The sequence below is a fragment of the Pedobacter sp. MC2016-24 genome (assembly GCF_015223055.1).
In the GTDB taxonomy this organism is placed as follows: Bacteria; Bacteroidota; Bacteroidia; order Sphingobacteriales; family Sphingobacteriaceae; genus Pedobacter.
In genome coordinates this window covers 31,931-51,378 of record NZ_JADFBX010000015.1, presented here as the reverse complement: position 1 = coordinate 51,378, position 19,448 = coordinate 31,931, and the positions used below count along the sequence as shown (strand labels likewise).

The 19,448-nt window shown below is 39.6% G+C and carries 14 protein-coding genes; 4 read left to right on the top strand and 10 right to left on the bottom strand.

Features of this window, described 5'->3' with window-relative positions; genetic code table 11:
- Positions 1-94: 94 nt before the first annotated feature.
- Positions 95-1,921, bottom strand: coding sequence for an ABC transporter ATP-binding protein (locus IM797_RS23400; RefSeq protein ID WP_194129637.1), 1,827 nt, complete (start codon positions 1,919-1,921; stop codon positions 95-97).
- A gap of 1,049 nt (positions 1,922-2,970) precedes the next feature.
- On the opposite strand from IM797_RS23400, the gene IM797_RS23395 reads away from it, so the two are divergent.
- Positions 2,971-3,891, top strand: coding sequence for a GyrI-like domain-containing protein (locus IM797_RS23395; RefSeq protein ID WP_194129636.1), 921 nt, complete (start codon positions 2,971-2,973; stop codon positions 3,889-3,891).
- 209 nt (positions 3,892-4,100) lie between these two features.
- Here the strand turns inward: IM797_RS23395 and IM797_RS23390 are convergent, their stop codons facing one another.
- Entirely contained in the window at positions 4,101-4,769 is a 669-nt protein-coding gene (locus IM797_RS23390; protein WP_370583115.1) for a response regulator, read from the bottom strand.
- Positions 4,770-4,775: 6 nt separating this feature from the next.
- The gene (locus tag IM797_RS23385) at positions 4,776-6,440 is read right to left on the bottom strand and encodes a tetratricopeptide repeat-containing sensor histidine kinase (protein ID WP_194129635.1); all 1,665 of its coding nucleotides are present in this window, start codon (positions 6,438-6,440) and stop codon (positions 4,776-4,778) included.
- Between the two features lie 430 nt (positions 6,441-6,870).
- Here IM797_RS23385 and IM797_RS23380 point away from each other — a divergent pair, with 430 nt between their 5' ends.
- Complete coding sequence (locus tag IM797_RS23380) at positions 6,871-7,773, top strand: hypothetical protein (RefSeq protein WP_194129634.1); 903 nt, start codon at positions 6,871-6,873, stop codon at positions 7,771-7,773.
- An 11-nt stretch (positions 7,774-7,784) separates the two neighbouring features.
- Here the strand turns inward: IM797_RS23380 and IM797_RS23375 are convergent, their stop codons facing one another.
- The 3 genes from IM797_RS23375 to IM797_RS23365 form a co-directional block, all read right to left on the bottom strand.
- Complete coding sequence (locus tag IM797_RS23375; RefSeq protein ID WP_194129633.1) at positions 7,785-8,489, bottom strand: hypothetical protein; 705 nt, start codon at positions 8,487-8,489, stop codon at positions 7,785-7,787.
- A gap of 272 nt (positions 8,490-8,761) precedes the next feature.
- The gene (locus tag IM797_RS23370; protein WP_194129632.1) at positions 8,762-11,647 is read right to left on the bottom strand and encodes a PAS domain-containing protein; all 2,886 of its coding nucleotides are present in this window, start codon (positions 11,645-11,647) and stop codon (positions 8,762-8,764) included.
- Between the two features lie 129 nt (positions 11,648-11,776).
- Positions 11,777-15,136, bottom strand: coding sequence for a TraB/GumN family protein (locus IM797_RS23365; protein ID WP_194129631.1), 3,360 nt, complete (start codon positions 15,134-15,136; stop codon positions 11,777-11,779).
- Positions 15,137-15,377: 241 nt separating this feature from the next.
- Here IM797_RS23365 and IM797_RS23360 point away from each other — a divergent pair, with 241 nt between their 5' ends.
- Positions 15,378-15,740, top strand: a complete 363-nt coding sequence (locus IM797_RS23360) for a VOC family protein (RefSeq protein WP_194129630.1) — start codon at positions 15,378-15,380, stop codon at positions 15,738-15,740.
- A gap of 1 nt (position 15,741) precedes the next feature.
- Positions 15,742-16,206, top strand: a complete 465-nt coding sequence (locus IM797_RS23355) for a MarR family winged helix-turn-helix transcriptional regulator (protein ID WP_194129629.1) — start codon at positions 15,742-15,744, stop codon at positions 16,204-16,206.
- Between the two features lie 105 nt (positions 16,207-16,311).
- Here the strand turns inward: IM797_RS23355 and IM797_RS23350 are convergent, their stop codons facing one another.
- The 4 genes from IM797_RS23350 to IM797_RS23335 are packed head-to-tail and all read right to left on the bottom strand — an operon-like array spanning position 16,312 to position 19,329.
- On the bottom strand, positions 16,312-16,986 hold the full coding sequence (locus tag IM797_RS23350) for an OmpA family protein (protein ID WP_194129628.1): 675 nt from the start codon (positions 16,984-16,986) through the stop codon (positions 16,312-16,314).
- 15 nt (positions 16,987-17,001) lie between these two features.
- Positions 17,002-17,652, bottom strand: coding sequence for a TerD family protein (locus tag IM797_RS23345; protein WP_194129627.1), 651 nt, complete (start codon positions 17,650-17,652; stop codon positions 17,002-17,004).
- Positions 17,653-17,669: 17 nt separating this feature from the next.
- Positions 17,670-18,236: a TerD family protein gene (locus IM797_RS23340; protein WP_194129626.1), complete on the bottom strand. Its 567-nt coding sequence runs from the start codon at positions 18,234-18,236 to the stop codon at positions 17,670-17,672.
- A gap of 4 nt (positions 18,237-18,240) precedes the next feature.
- Positions 18,241-19,329 (bottom strand): hypothetical protein, encoded by a 1,089-nt coding sequence (locus tag IM797_RS23335; protein WP_194129625.1) that lies wholly within the window; start codon positions 19,327-19,329, stop codon positions 18,241-18,243.
- Between the last annotated feature and the right edge of the window lie 119 nt (positions 19,330-19,448).

The following is a 19,448-nucleotide window of genomic DNA, read 5'->3' as shown; positions in this document are numbered from 1 at the left end:
GTTAAACACATAACAACCAGATCCGCCGAAGGTTTTGCCTAAATATCCACAGCTTGAATATCTTTAGTCGTCATTTTGAAGCTATCGCTTCCACTTAGCTCAGTTCAAACTGAAGCCCGCTTAAGTAGCGATAAAGTCCCTCCTCATTTTCCATCAGTTCGCGGTGCGTTCCCGATTCAATTAATCTCCCCTTTTCCATCACAATGATTCGGTCGGCCTCACGGATGGTTGATAGGCGGTGGGCAATGATTATTGAAGTACGGCCTTTCATGAGCTCTTCCAAAGCTTCCTGAACCAAACGTTCCGATTCAGAATCAAGCGAAGATGTAGCCTCATCCAGGATCAATATGGATGGATTTTTCAGTAATGCCCGTGCTATCGCAATTCGCTGCCGCTGTCCGCCAGAAAGTTTTACACCACGTTCGCCGACTACCGTTTCATATCCTTCCGGGAAGGAACTGATAAACTGGTGGGCGTTTGCCCGTTGGGCCGCCTGGATAATTTCTTCTTTACTGGCGCTAAGTTTACCGTAAGAAATATTTTCCAGAATTGTGCCTCCAAACAACATGACGTCCTGAGGAACGATCGCTACCTGGTTTCTGATGTCAGTAAGCGAATATTGATGGGATGGTTTACCATCAAAAAGTATTTCGCCGCGCTGTGGACGATAAAACTGCAAGATTAACGCAGCTGTTGTTGATTTACCTGAGCCACTTGGCCCAACAATAGCAAGCCTTTCACCGGCTTTGGCTTCAAAAGAAACATCAGTCAGCACTTCAAGTTCCGGGCGCGAAGGATAAGAGAAGCCTACCTGTTGAAAGGCAATATTACCTTGTATTTTTTGTTCAACATGATTGATATTTTCAGTTATGGATACATCTTCACCTTGTTCGGCCAGGATTTCCAATACCCTTTCACTGGCACCTACTGTTTTCTGTACATTGGCAAACATCTCAGGGAAACTTCCAAGGGAGCTGGCTAAAAACATGGCGTAAAGTGAAAACTGTAAGAGTTGTCCAAAGGTAATTTCACCCTTACTGACCAGTATACAACCGTAGCCTATCACCCCTAAAATGCCACCAAAAAGACACAGCACAATAAAGGACGAGAACATGCCTCTGAATTTAGCCCCCTTTATCGCAATATTGGCTACCTCTCGGATGGTATGACTGTAACGTGCCGCCTCAAAAGGTTCGTTTACGAAAGCCTTTACATTGGCTATGCCCATCAATGTTTCGTCGACAATGGTATTGGACTCTGCAAGCTTATCTTGAGCCTGTCGTGAAATCTTCTTGATGAACCGTCCGAAAAAAACCGCAGCAACAATTAGCACAGGTAATACGACAAGCAGCGCAAAAACAAGTTTTTTCGAAATGATGGACATAAAGATAATACCACCGACCAGCAAGACCGTCTGCCTGATCATCTCAGCTATCGTTGTGGTGAGTGTATCCTGTACCTGGGAAAGATCAGCCGAAATTCTGCTATTGAGTTCCCCTACCCGCCTGCCTGCGAAGAAGTTCATGGGCAAGGTGATCAGTTTAAGGTAGGTATCCCGCCGGATGTCGGCTAGTGACCGCTCGCCAACGCTAACAAACCATAATATCCGGAAAAATGACACCACTGCCTGCAGCACAAGTACTACAAAGGCGAGTAACAATATTCCTGGTATGGTACCTGGCAGATAGTCATTCGTTCGCTTCCCTTGAGCAGTATCGATGAGTGCGCCCACAAACGATGGAAAAGCGAGTCCAACCAAACTGGATAGGAACAGAAAGAACAATGCGGCGATGAATTTTCTACGATAAGGTTTCAGGTAACTGAGCAGTTGCGCAACATGGCCCAAAGTTTCCTTGTTCAGTTTTGCTTTCGGCAGTTCGATGCCCGCTGCGTTTCCACTATTTAGTTGCTGTCTTGCCATAATATGTTGGATGTGAAATCATTTGATAGACCCTGCAAATTTAAAGATAACTTTCCATCAGGCTAAACATGGATACAGCCATTCACCGCCAAAAAAGGGCATTTCACCGCAGATACATACCTACGTCTGCTAAACAGCAATTTTTACATGTTACAACATTCAAATATCATAAACAGGCTTTCACCTAACAGATTTGCCTTTCTGACTATAGCATATTTCCAGTCCGGCTTTTACACCCGAAATTTATGTCAATCAACTTCTAAAAATCAATTAAATTTTGAAAGGAGGCCCTAAAATGAAAAGATATAGTCCAATAGGTTGGGAAATCGACATGATGCAGGATCGGTTCCCTGAAGGTTGTTCAAGGTATTGCGAATGTAATCATCCGTCAGAAGACTGTGGCTGTGAAGATTGTCAGCGCAGACATGCATATGTACTTTACTTTAGCACGGAAATGCGGATCGTCATGTTTTACAGACTGAATTAAGCCTTTTTTAAATCGTATTAAAGTAACAAGTCTCTAAGTTCAGGTGATCGACTTAGAGACTTATTTTATACCCAGGATTTTATGTGCTTATCGTTAATACAAATCTAACCGCATAGGATAAGTTGCAATTTTTCATATCCGATTCGTTAATTGTAAATAGAAATATATGGTGGACATGATCCCGATTAAGACACCCAGAATTGAAATTGTATTTACACGCTTGCCTTTAAACCAACTGACAATTATAAACAAAATTCCTATAGGAGGTACGATTGCTAATAATGCCGATACGATTATTAAATCAGGGTAATCATTATTCCTTATCGTTTTCATATCAATAATTTATTCAATTTCCTGAAAATAAGGACAAACTGTGGTTAGCCAAAATGTTTTACGCGAACGCTGCAATATATTACGTGAATGCAGCTATTCAATGCAGTAAAGTTGATCAGGCCGCATACGATTTTTTTCGTGGTACACCATCAATTAATCTGTAAATTGCGTTATCGGATATTTTACAATTAATCCGGGCAACCGGGCAATAACAATTACCTCTATCACAATGGTAAGTTTAGATAAAGAAGTACAAGTGAACTATACGAATAGCGTGAATAAGGCACTGCAATTTATAGATCAAAATCTCGATACAAATTTGTCTCTGGAAACGATTTCAAAAGTTGCCTGTTTTTCCTCCTTCCATTTTCACAGGATATTTAAAGCTGTTACTCATGAGACGTTAAATGCTTACATAACCAGGAAAAGAATTGAAAAAGCGGCTTCTGTATTAATGCGTAAACCTGAAGTAAGCATTACAGAGCTTTCAGTGCTATTCGGTTTTAATGGCAATTCTTCTCTTACACGTGCTTTCAAAAAATATTACGGCGTTAGTCCGTCTGAGTTCCGCAAACAAAAAATTAGCAGATTTAGCAAGATCAGTAAAGTTGAAAGCAAGAATGGACAAGAGCTTGTAGCGTTTGACGAATACATTTGCAGCATTGATCACCTTAAAAATTGGATCGGCATGAATGCAAAAATTGAAATCAAACACATGACCCATGTAGAACTGGCTTATGTAACTAGTATCGGAGTTCAAGGAATTACAAAAGCTTATGACACGCTAATTAAATGGGCAACTCCATTGGAACTGCTAAAATATCCCGATACAAAAATGGTCACTATTTACCACGATAGTTTTAAAACCACAAACCCGGAAAAAGTTAGGATGAGTGCCTGCATCACGCTGGCTAATCCCTTAAAAGTATCGGGAAATATCGGTTTGACTTCCATTCCGGCTGGAAAATTTATTGTTGGCAGTTTTGTAATTGGGATTATTGAGTTTGAAAAATCCTGGAATGCGCTTTTTGTATGGATGGCTGAAAACGGCTATAAAAAAGCTGACAGAGCCCCTTTTGAGATCTATCACAACGATTACAGAACACATCCTGAACAAAAATGTATGGTAGATTTTTATATTCCAATATGATCAAATCGATACCTGAGGGCCCGAAGGCCCTCATTAAGGACTACTGAATAGCCCTATGGTATGCACATATTGAGAGCATGTGATTTACAAATGATTTGATATCGTAGTTCTTTTTCGTAACCAGATGTTCGGTTCTTGATTATGATTCGAAAATAAGCAGGTGAACAGTGTTTTTCTTACGGGAAACCGTAAAGCGGGAAATTAAAGTTTTAGATAATTTTAAAATCCTTGCAATAGGCAATAAGCTGTTCATTTGTAGAAAAGCCCAACACTTCTTTAATCAGATTGAGGCGTTTTTCAATGCTACTCAAACCTGAAGGCCTGATGTCCTTAAGTTGAAGATATTCAGGGATCTCTTTTTGCTTTGCACCGCCGGCAAGCAAAGCGATAATGGTGGTATCGTAACTGGTAAAATCATAAGTATTTCTTTCCTTCACAAGGACTTTCATCTGTGCAGGGAAATACTTTTTTCCTTGTGCAATCGCCTCAAGGGCTGATCTCAGTTCTTTAGCATCGTGCCGGGCTTTTCGGACGTATCCGTCAATACCGAGATCCTTAATTAGCATATCAATCACCGTGGGCTTACCCTCGGCCGAAAACACCAAGACCTTGAGCCCGGGCTGTTCATTTTTAGCGGCCCTAATCAGCGCGGCACCGTCAACAATTTTCTGAATGTTATGATCTTCTTCAAAAGAAAGATCGGTGATTAGTAAATCATAAGGTTGCCCTATTTTAAGTGCCTTTTGGATCCGGGCAAAAGCATCATCGCAATAAAACACATAATCAGGATCTACAATTTTTAAATCCCCTATAGTTTTACGAACAGAAATACTGGTGCTTTCCTGATCCTCTGCAATTAGTACGCGTTCAAACATCATATATCTTTAGGTAGTTGTAAAGGAAATGAAAATGCTCAATCCCCTATCGTTATTTGTATCAAAAGTAATGGCCCCACCAATACTGCCAATACGGTTTCCCGTATTTGTCAAGCCATTTTTAAAATTCGGCTTTCCTTTGATCCCGACACCATCATCCGTATAATAGATATTCACCTGATTACCAATCCGCTCAAACTTCAGCACCACATTACTTGCACCACTATGCTTTTTCATATTGACCATCAATTCCTGCAGGATGTGTACGATTTCATGTTTTGCTTTTGCACTCACCTGATCCCACAACACTTCCTCATTACCTACCAGCGAGATTCTCCTGTTCGTAGCGCCAAATGATGCCATCAGGCGATTTATTTTTTCCGGAAAATCAGGCTCAGCGGCATGAATCTCTTCATAAGTGATGTCGCGGGATTTCTCGTAAAGCACCTCGATATCATCCAAAATTCTTTCCTTATCTATATCTTCCTTGTTCTCTATTTCAGACATCATCCTGTACAAACCATTTGCAACAACATCATGTACTTTTTTATGGATTTTCAACTTGTTATCACGAATGGCATTTTCGGCCTGTAGTTCCATCTTTTGCTTCCTTTTTCGGTACCAAAGCAGGAGAAGAAACGTGCCCGCTGCGACTAAGATCAACGTAACGATCAGTAAAAATTCTTTTTTTGCATTATCTTTCTGCAACAGCAGATTATCTGCTTTATTTTTTTCCGTGTCGTACCGAATCATGGCAAACTGATTCTTGGCGGCATTCCGATCAGTTTCCAGACTATCTTTCAGTTTTCTGTAAGTTTCAAAATACTGTTTGGACAATTTAGGTTCACTTAGTTTAACTAACCGCTCCAAAGCATACATCTGATCATCAGCACTGGTAACCTGCTGCGCAACCCGATACATTTGATGTGCATAGAATAATGCAGAATCAGGCCTTTTGTTCATGTAAAAATCTGTGAGGTGGGCAAAGCTTGCATTCTGTCCCCAAAAATCCTTTCCCTGTTGCCGAATCTGTAATGCTTTAAGAAAGTCAGGGACCGGATTAAAATTAGGATCCTGAAGCCATTTAGTCTTAGCAGTATTAGATAAGATCCGTGAAAAAGTAGTCGGGTTCTCCTGGATACTTTTAGTAGCGAGTAACTGCTTAAAATAGTTAAGCGCCTCACTATACTTAAGCTGATCGGTTAAATTGATAGCAAGATTATTCAGATAAATATTCTTGGAAGCGGAATCGTTAGAGAGTTCAATTGATTTGAAATAGAACTGGGCAGCCTGCTCATAATTCTTTAGGCGATTGGCCATTTTCCCCAAGTTATTATAATTGGAAGACAATATTTCCCTCTCCTCCTCCAAAGTTGGATCCAAATATTTGACAGCTGAAAGAGAAATTTCCTGACTTCCAAAAGAGTCCCCCCTGCCACCACTGATAATGGCCATATTGATCAGGCATTTGGCAACCTTAATACTATCGCCATCCTTTAAAAATTTTTCTTTAGCTTTATTAAAGTAAATGAAACTGCTGTCGGTATTTTGTTTACTCAAAAAATCGTAAGCCTTGAGGTAATATGGGTTTTCTTGTGAAACCTGATTTTTAATCTTATCCTGATGGCAAGAAAGGTTTAATAGTAAAAGAAGAGCCGTTATATATGTTTTCAATATTTTTAATATTTCCCTAAAATAATAAAAATACGGGCAAAAAAATGCCCGTATTTTTCGATATTAAGGTTTAGGCGGGTTATCGCCAACTTCCCCTCCAGGGCCATCATCCATTGTCGTCATTGTGGTTGGCGTTTTCTTACATTCATGTTTAGAAGTTTTACCTGAATGTGATGGGGATACTAAGCCCAATAAAAAGAAGAAAATAATACTATACATAACTCAAAAATTTAGAATTGAAATACTTGGTAGGCCTCCGCGAATCCTATCGCGGAGGTTGCTACATTGGCATTCCAGAAGCGCTTCTGAAATTTTTGGGAAGGGTTGAGATTCCATTGCGGGCGGCAGTAACTGCTTCCCAAACCGGTCATTACCTACCGCAACTTCTTCTCTTTTAAAAACGGGTATTTACATGAACTTCAATAGCTAATTGAAAGCTCCAACCGATTTCGACAGCAAATGTATAGCGAGCAAAAGTATTGATCATCATGCGGTTCCGATCATTCCTATAAATCCATCGGAATTCCGGAAAACCATAAAATATTCCGAAAATTCCGGCTACATTTACTTATCAATTGATAGGATAATGCTCGATGATTATAAAAAAGCAGTGATTTTGGATTACCACAAAAAGAAAGATCAAAGAGCGCTTTCTTCGAATCTGGTGTACCCGACTTGTAAAAAATTAAAAGAGGAATGTCTTGCCGCTTTGAGATCAAGAACACTTAAAAAAGATGAGAAAATTATCAGGGATTTTTTTAATAATGGCGAAGAGTCAAATGACTACAGCCACAGCATTAACAGATTTGACCGTGATCGGTTTAAACCGCTAGATAATTTTATATCAGGAGAAACAAATGTCAGGGATGAAAGAAATATTGAAATTTTAGCCTGGCTAATAGGCTTCGAACGCAGACCTTATGATTATCGCGTAGATTACACCACCACTCCGGGCGAGGTTAATGAAGAAATCAAGGAAATCACAGCGGAATCTGAACCAGAGGAATCTGAACCAGAAAAGGCAAAGCACGAAGAAATTGAAAAAAAAGAATTTGTACGATTAAAACAACCAGGAAAAAGAGTCCCATTGACCAAATATGGAATTGATATCGTTATTTTCCTGATCACCATTGTAGGAGGAATCGGCTTATCTATGCGTAACGCCAGCATTGAACGTAGTACAACAGCCTATATCTGTACCAGTAAAGTTGCAAAAAAATACCACCTAAACGCCAGATGTCACGGTTTAAATAATTGTAAAAGTGAAATTATTTCAACCACTATTGCCAGCGCAAAGGATGGAGGAAAAACGCTGTGTGAAATTGAACATTAATTTATCTGCCATTATCTAACTACCTTTTTCAAATAATAATCATTGCCTTCTGCCTTCATCTCATTTAAAAAATCATTGTAAGTATACTGCTTTTTGTTACTTTTCTTTTTGGCGTTCAGATAATCCTGGTAATAGCCAAATCCTCCGGCCATACAATAATTTAAAAATGCTTCGCATTTGTTGTTTACAACAAATAAGTCACTTGATGTGGTATGTTCACCATTATAAACAGTCGTAGAATTCACTTCCAGAAAATAAGTATTCCCGTTGTATTCCCAGATTCTGAAATTCATATCCGGATCTTTATAATAGTAGAAAGTTTTGCCAAATTTCTCTTCCAGTCCCTTTTCAAGCTTACTGGTTTCTGCAGTAGTTTTAATACCCAAACGGTAAGCTTCTACCTGATTCGTTTTTTTATCAATGTAAAACCGCACTCCATTGGCCATATACGATGTATTGGGACTGTTATCAATGCTGCCATACAAGGATTTGCCACTAAAATATAAAGCATCCTTTTCTAAGGAAATGTATTCATTCAGGTTACCTACCTGAAATTTCTGATCGTCAAGTTTTATTTTTGAAGTGATGCTACTTTCGGCAACAGGGAGCTTAAGCGTTGCCAGATCAAAATTTTGAGAATGACAGGCCTGAATCAATAAGTTCAGCAACAGGATTCCAGCAATTCTTAATTGCGTATTTGTCTTAATTTTAATCATCAAATTATCTTTTTTGCTTTTTGTATCGCTTGCGGTATTTCTTCATTGATATGCTAATTCCAGAACATTGGTTGCTCAGAAATTGAACGTCATCCAAATGCTTTACAAAACTTCGTCCAAAAAATCAATTTACCGTCACTTTTCCATTTTTTATATAAATTTTCTCAAAATCTGCTTATACGCTCGAGGTTAAGCATATTTATTCCAAAGTCTTGTCATACACAGAAATATCTACAGGAATTTTAACTTCTTTCTGCTCTCCGTCCGGCATTTTATGAAACCGGCAGACTGAAATAAAAGGTTGATCCCTGACCGATTTCACTCTCCACCCATATTTTACCTTCATGCCGATGTATCACTTCTGCACATAAATATAATCCGATGCCAAATCCAGAAATTGTTGAGGGCTGGTCTTTCACCCGGTAAAAACGTTCAAATAGTTTCTGCTGATCTTCTTTTTTTATCCCCAGTCCTTCATCCCTGACAGATAGCTGAACCCAGTTGTTATTTTTCTCGCAGGCAATATCAATTCTAGAGCCTGAAGGGGCATATTTCAAGGCATTACTGATGAAATTATTGATGACCTGGCCGATCTTATCCCGGTCAGCGTCTACCAGGATTTCCCCAACGGGTGCAAAAAAGATCTGATGGCTGGCAACAGTCATGTTAAACTCCTCTTCCAGTTCTTTCAGCAGCGCCGCCATATCAAAATTATGCCGGTCAATGTGAATTTTACCGGATTCAAGACGGGATACATTTAAAAAACCGTTGATCATCGTAGTCATTTTTTTCACCTGTTTATGAGCCATATCCAAAGCCCCCGCCGTGAAAGTATCTTTATTCTTTTCTGCCCTTCTGTAAAGCATTTGTACGTAGCCACTCAATGAGGTTAAAGGTGTTTTGAGTTCGTGACTAACCATACCGATAAAATCATTTTTACGTTGCTCATCGGCCTTTGCTTCAGTTACGTCAGAAATGATACCGACCATTTTAACCGCCTCACCATCGCTGTTGTAACGCGCCTTACCATGTGCCTTGATCCAATGTATCGAACCATCCGGCCAGATCACTTCATATTCAGCCCGGTAAACGCTATGGTTTTGTATGGCTGTGGCAACCAATTGCTTAACCATATTCCTATATTCGGGCAGCATAGCATCGAAAAGTTCAGGATACGTAAAATCCTGATCAGGGGTAAGGCCATAGCAACTCTTAAACTGTGCATTACAAGCCATTGTTCCGGTGGCCAGGTCAACTTCTGTAGAGCCTAGTCCTCCAGCATCAATTGCGATATTCAACCTGGTATTCATATCTGCAATTTCCTTTCTTGCATTCACCTGCTCAGTAACCTCGGTCACCACCTGCAAGATGCTGTCAATTTTCCCATCTTCTTCAGGAACCGGCTGATAGATGAAATTGAAATAGCGCTCTTCCGGTACACCGTTGCTCATGATGATCGCTTTATTTTCCAGTCCAAAATAAGGAGTTCCAGATGCAAATACCTCATTCAGGATATCCACAAAAGGTTGGTACAACATCTCCGGCAGGGCCTCAGAGAAAGTTTTACCTTCTACCTCTGCCGACTTACCCCATATTTCCAGCATTTTATCGTTCACATTCTCGATGATCAGTTGAGGCGTACGGAATACGTTAATGGCAACTGGTGCCTTTTGGATCAGCAGCCGAAATTTCTGTTCACTGGCCGAAAGACTGTTGATCAGCTGCTCCATTTTCCCCTGAGAAGTAAACTGCTCGGTTACATCCAATAAGACTCCGCTTAGTCGGATAGCCTGTTGCTGCTCGTTAAACAATGCTTTTCCTTTAGCCCTGACTATTCTTGGTTCCGGATTTAACGGATTAATGATGGTATAAGAAATATCGTAATCGCCACCTAAAGCAGGGTTCATAGATTGGGTGATGGCAGCGACCACGCTTTCCCGGTCATCTTCCGCGATCACATCGATCGCCTTCTTCAACTCAATTTCCGCTTCGGATGGCAAACCGAACCAGGATTTCAGCAGAGAATTGCCGGTAAATTTTCCCGTCAGGGGGTTGAGGTCAAAAGTAGCCAGCCCTGCTGCATCAATTGCCAGTTGCGTCTCATCCTGACTGATTTTTAATTGTTCAAAGAGTGTTTTCAATTCCGAATTGAAATTACCCAGTTCTTCATTAGAGGCTGTCAACTCTTCGTTTAGCGTTGCAAGTTCCCGTGCAGAAGACTCCAGCTGCTGTTTTGCCAGGACCACATCGGTAACATCAGCCGCAGTATTCATTACTCCATATATTTCTCCAGCCTCATTACTTAAAGCGGTAAAATTATAATTGAAGTAAAACGTTGTTGGTTTACCCAGCACCACCAGATCTATCCTCTGGTTTCTCGCCTGAAAAGGAATGCCCGTTCTAAACACTTCATCCAATTGATTGAACACATCCTGATTATCGAGTTCAGGCAAAATTTCTGAATACAGTTTTCCGATGACATCCCTACCTTTCCCCCAAACATCCATAATCGATTCATTGGCAAAAATGATTCGCATTTCCTGCCCGGAGTAAACCCCAATCGGAAAAGGAGCAGCCTGAATAATACTACGTGTCCTGCCCTCGCTGTCTGCAAGATCTTCAACTAACTCTTCTAACTGTTCCCGGCTTTGGGACAACTCTTCATTGGTAGATAGCAGCTCTTCGTTCGATGCTGCCAATTCCTCATTTGCAGCCGCCAGCTCCTCATTGGACGACTTAAGCTCTTCACTGATGGCTTCCAATTCCTGATTTAACTCCGTTACATCAGTTGCAGTATGCAAAATACAGTCAACTTCACCAGTTTCATTTTTGATCGCGCGATAAATAAAATCAAAATAGAAATTTTGTAGTCTCCCATCCACAACCAGTGCGGCCTTTACGTCTTTAGCTTCATAAGTCACACCTGTGCGCCAGACTTCTCCCAGCACATCAAGAAAAGGTTGACCGACCAATTCAGGTACAGCTTCAGCCAGTGGCTTACCAATCACACTCCGGTCTTTCCCCCAAAAGCCAATCATGGCGTCATTTGCGGTTTGTATGGTGATATCTTCACCGGAATAAATAGCAGTCGCATTGTGCGATAACGACAAGATTTCTAATAATTTATCGTTAGTAAACCGGTGTGGTTGGGAATCCATTAAATATTTTTTAATAACGTGTAAAGATAAACACGCTGTAATAAATAACAAATTCGTTTGAAAAATCTAACTTTCCGCACACAATAAACACTGCAGCAACATGCAAACTAAACAGAAGCTAATTATAGCCTACTCACTTTCATTCAATTCCTTAATCAATACATTTGCCTGACTCATCCAGTCATCCGCTTTTTTGTCTAAATTGGTATGGCATTTATAATCCAGAAAGTTCAATTGATCAGATTGGTCATCAAAAGCACCAACTACCCCTATATAGGTATTTTTAACACCCTCATCCGCCTCATAAACAAATTCAAAAGCATAATATGCCTTGCCCTCCTCAGTTAACTTGCCTAATAATTTGATCGATTCCGGATAACCATTCTCGTCGTCCAGAAAATTATACATCAGCAACTTAGCAAATTCATCGTGCTTTCTGTACATTACAGGAACGTCTTCAATTTTCCCAACATTGTAAAAAGCTTCCATGATCTGATAACGGGATTCTACATCATCCAACTTAGCCTGCAAAAAATGCTTATCCAAACTTAATCCAGCGGTAATTCTTGCAACTAAAGCGGCATTGTGTAAATACGGAATAGAGTCAGCAACCAATATTTTGTTTGTTATTTTATTTGTCATATCTGATAGATCCAATTTGGGCAGAAGTCTCAGGTAGTCATAGACCATCCCGTAATCAATTTCATCAGATTCGGCCGTATTTATCTTTAACAACTCAGTATCCACATCAGCTATTGCGTTACGCATCACCTTATCTTTGACATCCTTCAATATGGCAATATACTCGGCTTTTTTTTCTTCGGTTAACATTCTAGACATTACATTTAATATTTGCGGCCTGTAAATTTTATGCTCCGTCAGCGCAATTAGCTTATCCATATTTTTTACAGCAAAAGCAACTGAATCCCGCAAAGGTTGAAATAAATTCCAATGTAAATCGGCATTGAAGGGCTTACTTACAAGCAAAGCATTTAAATACCAGTCGTAGCTATTTTTATCTACGTCTGTCACTCTGGAAAGTGCATGTACACGTATCAGTTCGGCATTCGTCTCATCTTTATACAACTCCTTAAGCAAGTTTCCGGTCTGTGAATCATGTAATGCAGACAATTCACGGATCAACCGCACTCGTGCCCCGTTACTCGAGGTGTCATCGGCATATTTATACCTCAATGCACTATAAATCTGAGGAAGTTCATCCTTGGTAAACTCATAAAAACTTAGGGCTCCCAAGGCTCCCTTGTAAGTTAAGGTATCGGTACTTCTTAGGTTCTTAACAATAAGATTAGCCTTAGAAGCAGCCAGCTCTGGCAATTTGCTATCTGCCAGATAATTTATGTTTTTAAACACGTCATTCCAAAGTGAGCTTTCAACCTCTTCCTTATCTCCTATTAAAGTTCCACAATAAAAACGGTTATCATAAGTCCAAACTCTGAACACCTTATAATTACCAGACAACTTACTGTAAACCCGGCTTTGCTTTGTATTGACAACCCCCATTTTAACATCTTCAGATTGGTATACAGAGTCTTCTACTGCAATCAGCTCCTTTAAAAATAAAGCATTTAAAGAATCCAGGTTCCGTATTCTATAATATTTACTGATATCAGCTTGTTCAATGCAGTACAAACTTCCAGAATTTTCATTCACAGCATAATAAGACTTGCTGTTATTTAAATATGAAGTACTTGCTTCAGTATCTTTCTCTCCCGGTATCTGTACCAGATTTTGGGGCAAATTGACACTAATTGCACCTACTGCTGTGGTTATACCTTTTTTGAAAGCGTATTTATCAAATTTAAAAGAATCAAAGAAAGGATCTTCTTTCAGCGGATCTGGTCCATTCATATTTTGTCTCAATAATAAATAGGTCCTATTTCCACGTAAAAAAAGCTGTATTTCCATAAACGTCCCCTGCAGAATCAGGCTAAAGGACCTTCCTTCAAAACCATCTTTAAAAATAACTTTTGGCTCTTCAATCAATTTACCTTTACCTTCCAAATCCTTTATAGCGGCTTTGAACACAACTGATTTATCTGACAGGTACATTCCCCCAGGAAAATCGTTATACCTCAAAATATAAGTTACCATATTCAATTGATCAACTGCGGAATACATATTTAAAGCATATGAGGGATAATTTGGGTGCGTGCTATTGGGGATTTCCTTACGCATAGGATCAGGTTGAACAGGCATTTTTACAGAAAATGCACCTTCAACATTTTTAAAATCAATCCAGGGCCCTTTATTCACGGCTATAGCCTCATTGAACGTCAGCGAATTAAAAAAGCGCGCTACGAAGTCACTATTTAAGTTGTTTTTGTCACTTTCTACACTTAGATTATAAAGTGTTTTGTTTTTAAAAATCAGTAGGATCCTGGAAAATCGCGTATTTTTCCTAATTAAAATCTCAGTGGCAGGAACGCCATATTTGACAACCCGCTGTCTGCTCAATAAAACCGTACTGTCCTTTACAAATTTACTCAGCAATGTATCCAAAAATATTTCCTCACTTTCAAACTGGGAAGGCCCTATATAAAAAGAAGAGGTTGTAAATATAACATTGCTGATCATATCAGCACAAAAAGCAATCTTTTCTCCTGCATTGTTTTGAGAAATTGGTACTGATGGAAAATCCACACTATAATTATTCACTTTATTTTGATGGGTATACCAGTCCATTTTATCATAGTCAATCTTAGGAATGGCAGAACCACCTGTAAATGTAGCGCCAACAGGTCTCAATTGATAACCATCACGCTGCAACAGCGCAATGATTCCTTTTTCTCCTGGCAAATGTGCAACGCCTACCGTAGCAAACAGCGTTTCATTTTTTACCAGATTGGTTATACTTTTAGCCATCACCAGATTGCGTTCCGCCAGGCTCATTTGCTCTAAATCCTTGTCCTGTAAATAGGCCCAAATCTCATCGATGTCTCCTTTGATGTATATATCAATGATGTCTTCCATCGCCTTTCTTTCCGCTTTAGCACCTTCGCCAAGTAAATCATCTTCATCATCGCCAAAAAGCAGATTCATTTGTCCCTCCGCATCTTCAAGCCCAAATATTTTCTTTTTATAGGTACGTGCGATACCGTATAGATAGGCATCTATGAAGGTCTGCATATCATCATCCTTTTTATAATCATTTTTTAAAGGAGATTTCAGCGATTGCTTTTTTACCGCAATCCTGTCAAAAATCGCTTTTATTATGGAATCAGGATGTGACTCCAGGGCAAAAGCTGAACTGGATTCGATAGCCTTCATTACAGAGTCGCTAAAGTTAAATACACGCTTGTCCTTAATGTGTACAGAGCCAAAAAGGTAGGATGGCTTTTTTAAGCCATTTCCACTTATTTCCCAAAGCAGGTTGTACTTACTTTTTTGTTGCGAGAAAACATCTGAAGATGTGACCAGCGTACAGAAGAAAAAGCAAAAAAAAAGATTGGCAAATGATTTAAAGTTCATAGCGAGCGTTTCGATTAAAATAAATGCCACAATATAGTAATAATGTACCGTTTTTATCATGACAACATACTGCAAATAAATGACCTAAACCTTGCTTGATGGCGTATGGTGTTGATCATAAATTTGTGGTTCTTAAAAATATGTGTGATATCTAATCAAGAGTAATTCATGTACAATTACAAAAAGAATTGCTAATTGTTGTCGCGAATACTATATTTGTGACAACAAAAGAAATATAGCCATGAGAAAATTAGAATTTGCATCCCTTCAAGTTAGGGATCTTGAAACTTCAAAAGAATTTTACACCAAAAAACTAGGTTTTGAGGAAGCAGGGATACCCAACCCATCGGCCTGTGTTTTTAGATATAATAAAGGTGAGGCAAGTTTTGCCATTAGAACACCTATTGGCAACCTGGAAGGAAAAGAACTGGGCATCGGTGCCTCATTATGGTTCGCAATTGATGGAGAAATAGAGGATTTGCAGACCCAGTTATTAGCAAATAATGTTACACTTTTGGGGCCGGTTCAGGTAACACCTTTCGGGAAAACCCTCATTGCCAGAGACCCTGACGGATATAACATTACCTTTCTGAAGTCAAACTGATATGTCCAAAAAGATTGAATTTCATTTTAAAAAGCCAGAAGATAGTCCAGGCTATCTTTTGGGACAGCTGACCATGTTATGGCAGAGAAAATTAAAGCGTGTTTTAGATCCTTTAGACCTGACACATACCCAGTTCGCACTACTCTGTGCACTTGCCTGGTTATCCAGGGATAGTGAAAAGGTTACGCAAGTTGATATAGCCAATCAGGGCAATGCGGACAGGATGATGGTATCAAAAGTATTGAGAACGCTGGAAGAGAAGAATTTCATCACCCGTCACGAACACCCAACAGATACCAGGGCGAAGACGATCAAATTGACTCAGGATGGCGAGATGGTGTTACAAAAAGCCATTGTCTGTGTAGAAACCGCCGATCTGGAGTTTTTTTACAAGTCTGAAACAGATCTAACTACCTTTAATTCAAAAATGGCCGCACTTATTGAGCAGAACAATAATGAAGTATAAAATTATATTTTAAAGATGAGATCCGGAAGAATAAGAATACCCAAATCGACAAATGCCGCTTTGGGTATTTCCGCATCAAAATTCATCCGAGTTATTATTTTACAACTAATTTAACCGTACCTCAACCCTCCTATTTTTCCTTCGTCCAGATTCAGTATCATTTGAAGCAATGGGATTTGCTATTCCATTCCCTGTAGCCTTTATACGATCAGCTTTTACGGACTTAGCAATCAAATAATTCTTAAAAGCATCAGCTCTGGCCTGAGAAATGGATTGATTAACGGCAACAGAGCCTTCGCTACTTGCATAACCAAACACCTCCAGTCTAGCTGATGAATTGTTCACTAAATATGCAATAATATCATTAACTATCCTTTTGTCTAAATTATTAAACGAAGAAGCCCCGCTAGCAAACTGGGCAGGAATTTTATTTACTGCCTTTTCATCCTGACTGCTTACTTTTTCACTTCCGGCACTTACAACTTTTTCCACTTCATCAATTGCTCCTGTCGATTTCGCTGACATAGCCGGAGTTTCAACCGTATCTGATGTAGCGCTAACCGCACCAGTCTTCTCAATTGGAACGCCTCTGTTCGAAAGTAAATACCAGGCAGTGCCAGCGACCGTTAAAAGGCCGATGACTATATAAATTAACAGATTAGACCGCTTTCGATCTACAACTGTCCCACCAGTAGCAGCTACGTTTTTTGAAAGATCAAATTTCGAATTTGATTCAGAAGTCCCCTCAGGACTACCATTTTTATGTAAATTGAACGCCATAACGATATATATGTTTTAAGTGTACATGTCTACCAGAGTCTGCAGACTTCCTGTATGCGCCCTGCCCATTGCTTCAAATTCCCAGCTATCGCCAACTCTAAATAACCTACCGAATTCCACAGCATCCTCATTGGTGTATTGATCCTTGAGATCATATCTTAGCAGTTCTTCACCATTAAGTTCATTGACTATCCGGATATAGCAATCCTCAACCTGGCCAAAGTTCAGGTCCAGGGTCCTCCGGTCTTTCTTGTTGTCGTGTGGATATTTACAGATTGTGCAGCAGATAATGATCTGTTCCACTTTTGGGTTAACTTTTGTCAAATCGATAAACATGTCTTCATCGTCATCTCCATCGCTGCGCTTCCCATCCGGATCATCAATAGCACCTAGGATAGATTGATCATCTGTAATGGGCCTATCCAGTTCATTTTCCACAATATCCTTCACGCAATTCCCCATTCTAACCTGACCGTAGAACACAAAATAAGAGTCGGAAGGAATTTTGAAAGAACTGTTGATAGCAAATGCAGATACGTCGAGATCAAATTCAGGCCCGTTAGGTTGATCATTAGGATCCCATCCCATTCCAATTTTAACGACAGACAAACCAGGTGCCGCCTTTGACAGCGAAAATCTGTCTCCTTTTGATAAATTAAAGCTCATTTTTTTTTATAATTTAATTATTGATACAATTCCACTAAGGTGCCTAAGCCTCCGTTAAACGCCTGGCCTAAAGCTTCAACATCCCAATCTCCATTGTTCCTTGAAACAGCCGCAAATACCAGTGAATCCTCGTTGTTAAAGCTTTCGTTCAGTTTATACTGGCAGAGTATTGAATTGTCAGCAATATTTCTAATAAGAATATAGGAGTTGTTTACATGACCAAAGTGGTGCGAGCGCTCTCCCGATTGGTCAATTGTAACCGTGAAATAGAGAAACTCAACCCGCTCATCAATCTTCGAAAGATCCACTTTTATAACTTCGTCATCTCCGTCTCCGACTCCGCCTATGGAGTCACCTGGATAACTTGTTGAACCATCCGGACTTTCTGTATTATTATAGAATACAAAGAATTCGTCAGCAATCAGTTTCCCGTTCGCACCTAACATAAAAACAGAGAGGTCCAAATCAACGGAATATCCGTTCACAACAGCAGGATCCCAGCCAAGTCCAGCAACAAAGCCCTGAATTCCTGGCATTTCTTTAGCCAATGATACTGGCTGTTTTTTTTGCAATTGTATAGCCATTTTATTAATTTTTCTTGGGTGGTAATGGTGGTAGTTTTGGTTTTGTAATAACAGGTACACTCGTAACTTCTTTCCTTGACGGAAGTGGTGGTAAACCGGGTTTCGTCAAGGAAGCCGGCGGTGCTGAAATATTGCGTCGTCCAATAGGATTTGAAAAGTCTATTTGAGAAAAAATACATTTCATAGCTTCATTCAAATGAACTTGATCAACTGCCTTTACCTTGATATACTTTTTAAGTAGCTTTTCCAGAAAATAAGGTGTATTGAGTTCTTCACTAGCCACCAAAAGAGTTACAGCATCATTATGAATTCCATTTGATCTCAACAAATCATCTATTGCAGTATAAATAATAAGATCACTGCTATAGTATTTCAACCTTTCGCTCAAATTTCTGGCAGTAATTCTGAACCAATATTTCTGACCATCTGTTAATTCAGCTTCTCCGGTAATGATTGGTACATCCTGGTCAAGTAACGTTTTGCAAAAAGAAAGTAATGTACCAAGCTCTTTTCCGGTATCGATATTTAAAAATGGATTTAAACTAACGATATACTCCAAAATCATCTCTGCTAAAATCTTTACACGTGTGTCCGCACCCTGCCCCTCCAATTGAATCCGAGAAGGATCATCACTAAAACCACGTTTGTATAACTGAAGAAAGAGTTTATTGTCAATACTGCTCAGCAGTAAAATAGCACCATCTCGCTCTACAATACCTGACGCAATCAACACCTTAAATAAAGCGGCTGTTAGATCCACTCGCTTTACATTAAAATAGCCTGCTTCTGTAAAAAGGGCTTCGATCAAAACTTTCTCCTGATCTTCAATATCGGCTTCAAATACAAAACGTAATGGAAAATGCCTGTAAGATTCTATCGAATCACTTTTATATAAAACGGTATGGATAAAATGAGATAGGAATTGTTCAACACCGTGGTAAAAAAGTTGCTTCACCGGCTTTTTATTACCATAGATATCGAAATGCCTGCTTGGATCCTTGATGATTTCAAAATAGTTTCCAAAAGCATTTGGGTCATTCTTATAAAATCGTTCCTTTGCCAGGGCGCCAAAGTAAAAATCATTCCCTGCCACATAGAAATACAGCGGGATGTTATTCGTACCCCTCAAACATAGTGCAGCATAAGGACTCCCCTCTGTTTGGTACCAGAAAGAAACCATGCGTTTGGAAATCTTAATAAGCACACAATAAC

Coding starts and splice junctions, on each gene's coding strand:
- IM797_RS23365 (WP_194129631.1), bottom strand. CDS start 15,136: ATGAACTTTAAATCATTTGCCAATCTTTTTTTTTGCTTTTTCTTCTGT.
- IM797_RS23375 (WP_194129633.1), bottom strand. CDS start 8,489: ATGATTAAAATTAAGACAAATACGCAATTAAGAATTGCTGGAATCCTG.
- IM797_RS23355 (WP_194129629.1), top strand. CDS start 15,742: ATGTCCAAAAAGATTGAATTTCATTTTAAAAAGCCAGAAGATAGTCCA.
- IM797_RS23395 (WP_194129636.1), top strand. CDS start 2,971: ATGGTAAGTTTAGATAAAGAAGTACAAGTGAACTATACGAATAGCGTG.
- IM797_RS23400 (WP_194129637.1), bottom strand. CDS start 1,921: ATGGCAAGACAGCAACTAAATAGTGGAAACGCAGCGGGCATCGAACTG.
- IM797_RS23350 (WP_194129628.1), bottom strand. CDS start 16,986: ATGGCGTTCAATTTACATAAAAATGGTAGTCCTGAGGGGACTTCTGAA.
- IM797_RS23390 (WP_370583115.1), bottom strand. CDS start 4,769: ATGATGTTTGAACGCGTACTAATTGCAGAGGATCAGGAAAGCACCAGT.
- IM797_RS23370 (WP_194129632.1), bottom strand. CDS start 11,647: ATGGATTCCCAACCACACCGGTTTACTAACGATAAATTATTAGAAATC.
- IM797_RS23340 (WP_194129626.1), bottom strand. CDS start 18,236: ATGGCTATACAATTGCAAAAAAAACAGCCAGTATCATTGGCTAAAGAA.
- IM797_RS23360 (WP_194129630.1), top strand. CDS start 15,378: ATGAGAAAATTAGAATTTGCATCCCTTCAAGTTAGGGATCTTGAAACT.
- IM797_RS23345 (WP_194129627.1), bottom strand. CDS start 17,652: ATGAGCTTTAATTTATCAAAAGGAGACAGATTTTCGCTGTCAAAGGCG.